The sequence below is a fragment of the Alkalithermobacter thermoalcaliphilus JW-YL-7 = DSM 7308 genome (assembly GCA_001584565.1).
Classification (GTDB): Bacteria; Bacillota; Clostridia; order Peptostreptococcales; family Peptostreptococcaceae; genus Alkalithermobacter; species Alkalithermobacter thermoalcaliphilus.
This window is the reverse complement of the sequence record LSFY01000002.1, coordinates 1-8611: the sequence shown is the minus strand read 5'-3', so window position 1 is coordinate 8611 and position 8611 is coordinate 1. Positions and strand designations below refer to the sequence as shown.

General features: G+C 41.6%; 9 protein-coding genes, 2 tRNA genes, 3 rRNA genes and 2 pseudogenes. All 16 read left to right on the top strand.

Annotated features, from left to right (window positions below):
• Positions 1-17 precede the first annotated feature (17 nt).
• The 16 genes and pseudogenes from JWYL7_RS10895 to JWYL7_RS10830 all read left to right on the top strand — a co-directional run bounded on the left by JWYL7_RS10895 (position 18) and on the right by JWYL7_RS10830 (position 8216).
• Entirely contained in the window at positions 18-212 is a 195-nt protein-coding gene (locus tag JWYL7_RS10895) for an adenine nucleotide alpha hydrolase family protein (RefSeq protein WP_334292136.1), read from the top strand.
• Complete coding sequence (locus JWYL7_RS10860) at positions 190-564, top strand: electron transfer flavoprotein subunit alpha/FixB family protein (RefSeq protein WP_334292134.1); 375 nt, start codon at positions 190-192, stop codon at positions 562-564. Before JWYL7_RS10895 ends, JWYL7_RS10860 begins: the two co-directional genes overlap by 23 nt.
• Positions 531-746: pseudogene (locus JWYL7_RS10890) on the top strand (FAD-binding protein); the annotation flags it as partial. The gene JWYL7_RS10860 and the pseudogene JWYL7_RS10890, both read left to right, overlap by 34 nt.
• Positions 747-800: 54 nt before the next feature.
• Complete coding sequence (locus tag JWYL7_RS10855) at positions 801-947, top strand: hypothetical protein (RefSeq protein WP_331722143.1); 147 nt, start codon at positions 801-803, stop codon at positions 945-947.
• 153 nt (positions 948-1100) lie between these two features.
• Positions 1101-1174: transfer RNA gene (locus tag JWYL7_RS09745), tRNA-Gly, on the top strand.
• Between the two features lie 133 nt (positions 1175-1307).
• Positions 1308-2923 (top strand): 16S ribosomal RNA (locus JWYL7_RS09740).
• Between the two features lie 51 nt (positions 2924-2974).
• Positions 2975-3050, top strand: a tRNA-Ala gene (locus JWYL7_RS09735).
• 55 nt (positions 3051-3105) lie between these two features.
• A 23S ribosomal RNA gene (locus tag JWYL7_RS09730) occupies positions 3106-6023 on the top strand.
• Positions 6024-6058: 35 nt separating this feature from the next.
• A 5S ribosomal RNA gene (gene rrf / locus JWYL7_RS09725) occupies positions 6059-6175 on the top strand.
• Together the 16S, 23S and 5S rRNA genes with 2 tRNA genes alongside form the textbook arrangement of a ribosomal RNA operon.
• A gap of 93 nt (positions 6176-6268) precedes the next feature.
• Positions 6269-6649, top strand: coding sequence for a bifunctional adenosylcobinamide kinase/adenosylcobinamide-phosphate guanylyltransferase (locus JWYL7_RS09720; protein ID WP_331722142.1), 381 nt, complete (start codon positions 6269-6271; stop codon positions 6647-6649).
• Positions 6613-6828, top strand: coding sequence for a bifunctional adenosylcobinamide kinase/adenosylcobinamide-phosphate guanylyltransferase (locus JWYL7_RS10850; protein WP_331722146.1), 216 nt, complete (start codon positions 6613-6615; stop codon positions 6826-6828). Before JWYL7_RS09720 ends, JWYL7_RS10850 begins: the two co-directional genes overlap by 37 nt.
• A gap of 4 nt (positions 6829-6832) precedes the next feature.
• Positions 6833-7030, top strand: coding sequence for an adenosylcobinamide-GDP ribazoletransferase (locus tag JWYL7_RS10885; protein WP_334292133.1), 198 nt, complete (start codon positions 6833-6835; stop codon positions 7028-7030).
• Positions 7003-7237, top strand: a pseudogene (locus tag JWYL7_RS10875) (adenosylcobinamide-GDP ribazoletransferase). The gene JWYL7_RS10885 and the pseudogene JWYL7_RS10875 overlap by 28 nt, the downstream one beginning before the upstream one ends.
• Positions 7222-7578, top strand: coding sequence for an adenosylcobinamide-GDP ribazoletransferase (locus JWYL7_RS10840; protein ID WP_331722145.1), 357 nt, complete (start codon positions 7222-7224; stop codon positions 7576-7578). Before JWYL7_RS10875 ends, JWYL7_RS10840 begins: the two are co-directional and overlap by 16 nt.
• Before the next feature lie 14 nt (positions 7579-7592).
• Positions 7593-7724: a histidine phosphatase family protein gene (locus tag JWYL7_RS10835; protein ID WP_331722141.1), complete on the top strand. Its 132-nt coding sequence runs from the start codon at positions 7593-7595 to the stop codon at positions 7722-7724.
• 189 nt (positions 7725-7913) lie between these two features.
• Positions 7914-8216 (top strand): histidine phosphatase family protein, encoded by a 303-nt coding sequence (locus tag JWYL7_RS10830; RefSeq protein ID WP_331722140.1) that lies wholly within the window; start codon positions 7914-7916, stop codon positions 8214-8216.
• The last annotated feature ends 395 nt before the right edge of the window (positions 8217-8611 follow it).

Below are 8611 nucleotides of genomic sequence, written 5' to 3'. Positions count from 1 at the left end.
CATAAAGTAGGAATTGAATTATTAGGAAAGGAAGAGAAATAGCAGATAAATTAGGAGAAAAACTTACAGCGGTATTAGTTGGTTATAATGTAGAAAATAAAGCTGAAGAATTAATACATTATGGAGCAGATCATGTTATAGTAGTTGAAATGAAAATTAGACATATATATGACAAAACCATATACAAAGGTGCTTTCAAATTTAGTAAATGATAGAAAGCCAAATGTATTTTTGATAGGGGCTACAGCTATAGGAAGAGATTTAGCTCCGAGGATTGCAGCTAGAGTAAGAACTGGTCTTACAGCAGACTGTACAAGTATAGATGTAGAAGAAAATACAACAAATATATTAATGACAAGACCTGCATTTGGTGGTAATATAATGGCTACAATAATATGTCCTGACCACAGACCTCAAATGTCAACCGTAAGACCTGGAGTTATGAAGAAACCAGAAAAAGATGAAACAAGAAGTGGGATTATAGAAAAAATTGATATTTCTATAGAAAAAGAAGATATAGATGTAGAAATATTAAGTGTAGTAAAAGAAGAAAAAATAAGATAAATATAGAAGATGCTAATGTATTAGTATCAGCGGGAAGAGGAATAGGAAAAAAAGAGAACTTACATAAATTAAGTGAACTTGCAAAGCTTCTTTCGGGAACGGTATCAGGATCACGTGCTGTAGTAGATGCTGGATGGATAGAAAAAAATAATCAAGTAGGGCAAACCGGTAAAACTGTAAGACCTAATCTTTATATAGCATGTGGAATATCAGGAGCTATACAACATATTGTAGGTATGGAAGAGTCAGAATTTATAGTTGCTATAAATAATAATCCAGATGCTCCTATATTTGAAGTAGCTGATGTTGGTATAGTTGCAGATGCAAACCAAGTGGTATTATCATTGATAGATGAATTAAAGAAAGAAAAAAATATAAGTTAAACCAAGCAAACGAAGGAGATTTAAGACGCCCTTGAGACTTTAATCAAAGAAAGCTTTTTGAAATTGCAAAAAGCTTTCTTTTTGCAAAAAAATATATTGACACTTCTTAAACTTCATGATATATTATTACACGTGCCAGACACAAGAGAATATGCGGGTGTAGCTCAGTGGTAGAGTTCCGGCCTTCCAAGCCGGCTGCGAGGGTTCGATCCCCTTCACCCGCTCCAAAAAATAACAATAAAAAAAGTGTTGACTCACATTTGAAAAGATGATATATTATTACTTGTCGCTAAGACAAACGAAAATGAACTTTGAAAATTAAACAGCAGGTAATTAAGCCAGTTACTAAATATAAAAGTTATATTTGAGAGTTTGATCCTGGCTCAGGATGAACGCTGGCGGCGTGCCTAACACATGCAAGTCGAGCGGAGGCAATACTTAACATTGAGTATTTATCTAAAAAGATTATCAGCTAGCCGCGTCAAGCACGCGATAGCGAGCTTTACGCAAAATAAAGCATAACACATGATGAGTATTGAATGTTAAGTATTGCCTCAGCGGCGGACGGGTGAGTAACGCGTGGGTAACCTGCCCTGTACACTTGGATAACACACCGAAAGGTGTGCTAATACAAGATGATATCAAAGGAAGGCATCTTCTTTTGATCAAAGCTTTTGCGGTACAGGATGGGCCCGCGTCCCATTAGCTAGTTGGTGGGGTAACGGCCTACCAAGGCGACGATGGGTAGCCGACCTGAGAGGGTGATCGGCCACACTGGAACTGAGACACGGTCCAGACTCCTACGGGAGGCAGCAGTGGGGAATATTGCACAATGGGCGAAAGCCTGATGCAGCAACGCCGCGTGAACGATGAAGGCCTTCGGGTCGTAAAGTTCTGTCCTTGAGGAAGAATTCTGACGGTACTCAAGGAGGAAGCCCCGGCTAACTACGTGCCAGCAGCCGCGGTAATACGTAGGGGGCTAGCGTTATCCGGAATTACTGGGCGTAAAGGGTGCGTAGGCGGCCCTTCAAGTCAGAGGTGAAAGGCTACGGCTCAACCGTAGTAAGCCTTTGAAACTGTTGGGCTTGAGTGCAGGAGAGGAGAGTGGAATTCCCAGTGTAGCGGTGAAATGCGTAGATATTGGGAGGAACACCAGTTGCGAAGGCGGCTCTCTGGACTGCAACTGACGCTGAGGCACGAAAGCGTGGGGAGCAAACAGGATTAGATACCCTGGTAGTCCACGCCGTAAACGATGAGTGCTAGGTGTCGGGAGTTACCCCTCTCGGTGCCGTAGTTAACGCATTAAGCACTCCGCCTGGGGAGTACGCTCGCAAGAGTGAAACTCAAAGGAATTGACGGGGACCCGCACAAGCAGCGGAGCATGTGGTTTAATTCGAAGCAACGCGAAGAACCTTACCTAGGCTTGACATCCCTTAGGCAGCTCCTTAATCGGAGCCTTCCCTTCGGGGACTGAGGTGACAGGTGGTGCATGGTTGTCGTCAGCTCGTGTCGTGAGATGTTGGGTTAAGTCCCGCAACGAGCGCAACCCTTACTTTTAGTTGCCAGCATTAAGTTGGGCACTCTAAAGGGACTGCCGAGGATAACTCGGAGGAAGGTGGGGATGACGTCAAATCATCATGCCCCTTATGCCTAGGGCTACACACGTGCTACAATGGCCAGTACAGAGGGCTGCAAGGTCGTGAGGCTGAGCTAATCCCTTAAAGCTGGTCTCAGTTCGGATTGCAGGCTGAAACTCGCCTGCATGAAGCTGGAGTTGCTAGTAATCGCGGATCAGAATGCCGCGGTGAATACGTTCCCGGGTCTTGTACACACCGCCCGTCACACCATGGGAGTCGGGGGCACCCGAAGTCAGCTACCTAACCGCAAGGAGGGGGCTGCCGAAGGTGAAATCGATGACTGGGGTGAAGTCGTAACAAGGTAGCCGTATCGGAAGGTGCGGCTGGATCACCTCCTTTCTAAGGAGTTTTACCTGCTGTTTAGTTTTCAGCGTTCATTGCTGAAAACGTGGGGATGTAGCTCAGCTGGGAGAGCACCTGCCTTGCACGCAGGGGGTCAGGAGTTCGATCCTCCTCATCTCCACCAATTAGCACTTAGTTAAAGTGCTTTAGCACTTTGAAAATTGCATAGCATTATAGCTGGTCAAGTTATTAAGGGCGCAGGGCGGATGCCTTGGCACCAAGAGCCGATGAAGGACGTGGTAAGCTGCGATAAGCTTCGGGGAGGTGCAAGCAACCTTTGATCCGGAGATTTCCGAATGGGGAAACCCACCTAGAGTAATGTCTAGGTATCCTTAGATGAATACATAGTCTAAGGAGGGGAACCAGGGGAACTGAAACATCTAAGTACCCTGAGGAAGAGAAAGAAAATTCGATTCCCTAAGTAGCGGCGAGCGAAAGGGGATTAGCCCAAACCTATAAAGCTTCGCTTTGTAGGGGTTGCGGATATGCTCTTTAGAAAGTTAGTAGTGTAGTCGAAGAGGTCTGGAAAGGCCCACCACAGAAGGTAACAGTCCTGTAGATTAAACACGAAACCTTTTGAGCATACTCCAGAGTACCACGGGACACGTGAAACCCTGTGGGAAGCAGGGGGGACCACCCCCCAAGGCTAAATACTACTTGGTGACCGATAGCGCATAGTACCGTGAGGGAAAGGTGAAAAGAACCCCGGGAGGGGAGTGAAATAGAACCTGAAACCCTGTGCCTACAAGCTGTGGAAGCACATTTTTAGTGTGACCGCGTACTTTTTGTAGAACGGGCCAACGAGTTACGGTAAGTAGCAAGGTTAAGGACTTAAGGTCTGGAGCCGCAGCGAAAGCGAGTCTTAAATGGGCGTTTTAGTTACTTGCCGTAGACCCGAAACCAGGCGACCTACCCATGGACAGGATGAAGCGAAAGTAAAATTTCGTGGAGGTCCGAACCCACGCACGTTGAAAAGTGCGGGGATGAGCTGTGGGTAGCGGTGAAATTCCAATCGAGCTTGGAGATAGCTGGTTCTCCCCGAAATAGCTTTAGGGCTAGCCTCGAGCTTAGAGAAAAGGAGGTAGAGCACTGACTGTCCTAGGGGCCCTTTGGGTTACCGAAGACTATCAAACTCCGAATGCCTTATTCTTTTGCTCGGGAGTCAGACTATGGGTGATAAGATTCATAGTCAAGAGGGAAACAGCCCAGACCGTCAGCTAAGGTCCCTAAGTATGAGTTAAGTGGAAAAGGATGTGGGATTGCACAGACAACCAGGATGTTGGCTTAGAAGCAGCCATTCATTTAAAGAGTGCGTAATAGCTCACTGGTCGAGTGATCCTGCGCCGAAAATTACCGGGGCTAAAACTCATCACCGAAGCTACGGCATCCGTAAGGATGGGTAGGGGAGCATTCTCTAAGGGCTGAAGCTAAACCGTAAGGATTAGTGGACTTTAGAGAAGAGAGAATGTTGGCATGAGTAGCGAGACGTGGGTGAGAATCCCACGGGCCGAAAACCTAAGGTTTCCTGAGGAAGGTTCGTCCGCTCAGGGTTAGTCGGGACCTAAGCCGAGGCCAATTGGCGTAGGCGATGGACAACAGGTTGAGATTCCTGTACCACCAATTACCGTTTGAGGGATGGGATGACGCAGAAGGATAGGCTATCCTACCGCTGGTCGCGTAGGTCCAAGCATCAAGGGAGTTAAGATAGGCAAATCCGTCTTAACATATCCTAAGGTGTGATGGGGAGCGAATTTAAGTAGCGAAGTAGCTGATTTCATGCTGCCAAGAAAAGTCTCTACCGAGGTAAGAGGTGCCCGTACCGCAAACCGACACAGGTAGGTGAGGAGAGAATCCTAAGGCCAGCGAGAGAACCCTTGTTAAGGAACTCGGCAAAATGACCCCGTAACTTCGGGAGAAGGGGTGCCTCGTTAGGGTGTATGCCCGAGGAGGCCGCAGAGAATAGGCCCAAGCGACTGTTTACCAAAAACACAGGTCTCTGCTAAATCGAAAGATGATGTATAGGGGCTGACGCCTGCCCGGTGCTGGAAGGTTAAGGGGATGTGTTAGCTTTTGCGAAGCACTGAACTTAAGCCCCAGTAAACGGCGGCCGTAACTATAACGGTCCTAAGGTAGCGAAATTCCTTGTCGGGTAAGTTCCGACCCGCACGAAAGGCGTAACGATTTGGGCACTGTCTCAACAAGGGACTCGGTGAAATTGTAATTCCAGTGAAGATGCTGGATACCTGCGACAGGACGGAAAGACCCCATGGAGCTTTACTGTAGCTTGACATTGGATCTTGATACTACATGTACAGGATAGGTGGGAGGCCAAGAAGCCGGGACGCCAGTTTCGGTGGAGCCATCCTTGGGATACCACCCTTGTAGTATTGGGATTCTAACCACAGGCCGTGAATCCGGTCTTGGGACACTGTCAGGTGGGCAGTTTGACTGGGGCGGTCGCCTCCTAAAAAGTAACGGAGGCGCCCAAAGGTTCCCTCAGCACGGTCGGAAATCGTGCATAGAGTGTAAAGGCAAAAGGGAGCTTGATTGCAAGACATACAGGTCGAGCAAGGACGAAAGTCGGGCTTAGTGATCCGGTGGTACCGAGTGGAAGGGCCATCGCTCAACGGATAAAAGCTACCCTGGGGATAACAGGCTGATCTCCCCCAAGAGTCCACATCGACGGGGAGGTTTGGCACCTCGATGTCGGCTCATCACATCCTGGGGCTGTAGTAGGTCCCAAGGGTTGGGCTGTTCGCCCATTAAAGTGGTACGCGAGCTGGGTTCAGAACGTCGTGAGACAGTTCGGTCCCTATCCGTCGCAGGCGTAGGAAATTTGAGAGGAGCTGTCCTTAGTACGAGAGGACCGGGATGGACATACCTCTGGTGCACCAGTTGTCACGCCAGTGGCACAGCTGGGTAGCTATGTATGGACTGGATAAGCGCTGAAAGCATCTAAGCGCGAAGCCACCCTCAAGATAAGATTTCCCACTTTCTAAGGTAAGACCCCAAGAAGACTACTTGGTTGATAGGCTCAAGGTGTAAGCGCAGTAATGTGTTTAGCTTATGAGTACTAATAGGTCGAGGACTTGACCAAAAATGCTATGCAGTTTTGAAAGTGCTAATATATTATGTGGTTACTATAGCAAGGAGGATACACCTGTTCCCATTCCGAACACAGAAGTTAAGCTCCTTTGCGCCGATGGTACTTGGAGGGAAGCCTCCTGGGAGAGTAGGACGTAGCCACATATTTTTTTATGTTTAAAAGTCTACATCTTTATTTTAAAATAAAGATGTAGACTTTTTTTGTACGTAAATTCTAATAAACAAAGGAGTGAATATATGGGTAAAATTACGTTGGTTACAGGTGGTGCTAGGTCCGGAAAAAGCTCTTATGCAGAATATTTATGTAAAATCCAAAACAATAATGTTGCTTATATTGCAACAGCTATACCATTTGATGAAGGTATGACAGATAGGATAAAAAAGCATAAAGAAAGTAGACCAAAAGAGTGGACTACTTACGAAATATATGAAGATGTATACAAAAGTATAAAAGATATATCTAAAAACAACCAAACTGTTATTTTAGACTGCATAGGTTTACTAGTTAATAATCTTATGTTTAAATTTAATGTGAATTATGAAACATGCACAATAGACAAGATAGATGAAATAGAAAGTACATACAAGATCAAGTTAAGCTTCTTATTAGAGAAATAAAAAATTCAGATTTATATTTTGTAATAGTTACAAATGAAGTAGGGATGAGTATAGTTGCAGATAATAGATTATCTAGAATTTATACAGATATCCTAGGAAGAATAAATCAATTAATAGCTAAAGAAAGTGATACAGTATATTTACTTGTAAGTGGAATACCTGTAAAAATAAAGGGTTGATAGTATGAAAAGATTTATAGGAATACTACAGTTTTTAACTAGAATACCTATAAAAATAGATATAGGTTTTGATGAAGAATTCGAAAAAAGTATAATATATTTTCCACTAGTAGGATTAATTTTAGGTAGTATATATTTACTTATAACATATATATCTTTAAATATATTTAATATATATATATCATCAGTAATATTTTATTAAGTGAAGTAATTTTAACAGGTGGTCTTCATTTAGACGGATTAGGAGATACTTTTGATGGGATATATAGTTATACAGATAAAGAGAAATTTTACAATAATGAAGGATTCAAGACTTGGAACTAATGCTCTTTTAGCTATATTGTTTTTGATACTGTTAAAGCTAGCTTTTGTTTATAGTATAATACAAAAAACATACTGTATCCTATAGTTATTGTACCCGTAGTTGGAAGATTATCTATTGTATTTGCTTGCTACAAAAATACTACTCCAAGAGAAAAAGGAATGGGGAATATCTTTATAGGAAAAACAACTAATTATCAATTACTTATGTCAATAATTCAGTCTATATTAATAATTGCTTTTTTAATTTTAGACACATATGAATTGATATTTAATATATTATTTATATTTATTCTATGGATATTTGTAAGGCTATTTACTAGATACATAACTAGTAAAATAGATGGAATAACAGGAGATACTCGGATGTTGCTGCGAAATATCTCAACTTTTATATTTAATTTTTTATATCTAGCTTTGAATATATAAATTAAGGAGATTTTATGGTAAAGATTATATTATTAAGACATGCTCAAACTGATGACAATAGTAGTATGAAACTATCTGGTCATATAGATAGTAAGGTTAGTATTTATGGGTTAGATCAGATAAAAAGAACTACAGATATTTTTTAAAAAAAGAAAAAACCTAATATACTCTAGCTCATCTTCAAGAACTAGATACACAGTAAACCATATAGCAAAGGAAAAAAATGTAATAGTGGATAGAAATTTAAATGAGATAATTTTGGAGACCTTGAAGGAAAAACATTTGATCAAAATAAAGGAAATATAAATCAGAGTTTGATAAGATGATAATAGGTTTTGAGTATACATATCCAAATGGAGAAAGTTTTAAAACAATTTCACGAAAGAGTAGCTAATTGTATAGATCAAATTATAAAAAAAAGCGATGGAAAAACAGTTCTTATATGCACTCATTCAGGAGTTATAAGATCTATAATATCTCATTTGATATCTAAAACCTACAATTATCACTGGAATTTCAAGATAGACAATTGTTCTATAAGTATGCTAGAAATTCAAGATGATTTTGCCGTTATACATACACTAAACAATACATCACATTTAAAGGCAGGTATAAAATATGAAGGTAGAGAAGATTAGAGATTTAACATTAGTTTCTATAGACAATCAAAATAAAATGGTTATATTGTGATAGCTGTGGGTCTATTGGGTTAAAAGTGGTGATGTTTTAAAGTAGATCCATTCTATGTAGGAAGATTTACTGCTAGAGTAGCATTGCTTGAAGTCCTTTGTAGTGGAGCTAATATAGTATGTATTACAAATGCTATATGCAATGAAATGAATCCTACAGAAAACAAATAATAAAAGGAATAAAGGAAGAATTGAAACTTTTAGATTTAGATGATGTCGTACTCACAGGAAGTACGGAAGAAAATTTTATAACTACTTCAACTGGATTAGGGTAACAGTAATAGGTATAGCTAAAGAAGATAAAATTAAAGTAAATAATATAGATTGTAGTTGTATATTAGTTA

Bases quoted from the DNA above. Each gene is read 5' to 3' on its own strand.
- JWYL7_RS10855 (WP_331722143.1), top strand. From the start codon at position 801: ATGGAAGAGTCAGAATTTATAGTTGCTATAAATAATAATCCAGATGCT.
- JWYL7_RS09720 (WP_331722142.1), top strand. From the start codon at position 6,269: ATGGGTAAAATTACGTTGGTTACAGGTGGTGCTAGGTCCGGAAAAAGC.
- JWYL7_RS10885 (WP_334292133.1), top strand. From the start codon at position 6,833: ATGAAAAGATTTATAGGAATACTACAGTTTTTAACTAGAATACCTATA.
- JWYL7_RS10835 (WP_331722141.1), top strand. From the start codon at position 7,593: ATGGTAAAGATTATATTATTAAGACATGCTCAAACTGATGACAATAGT.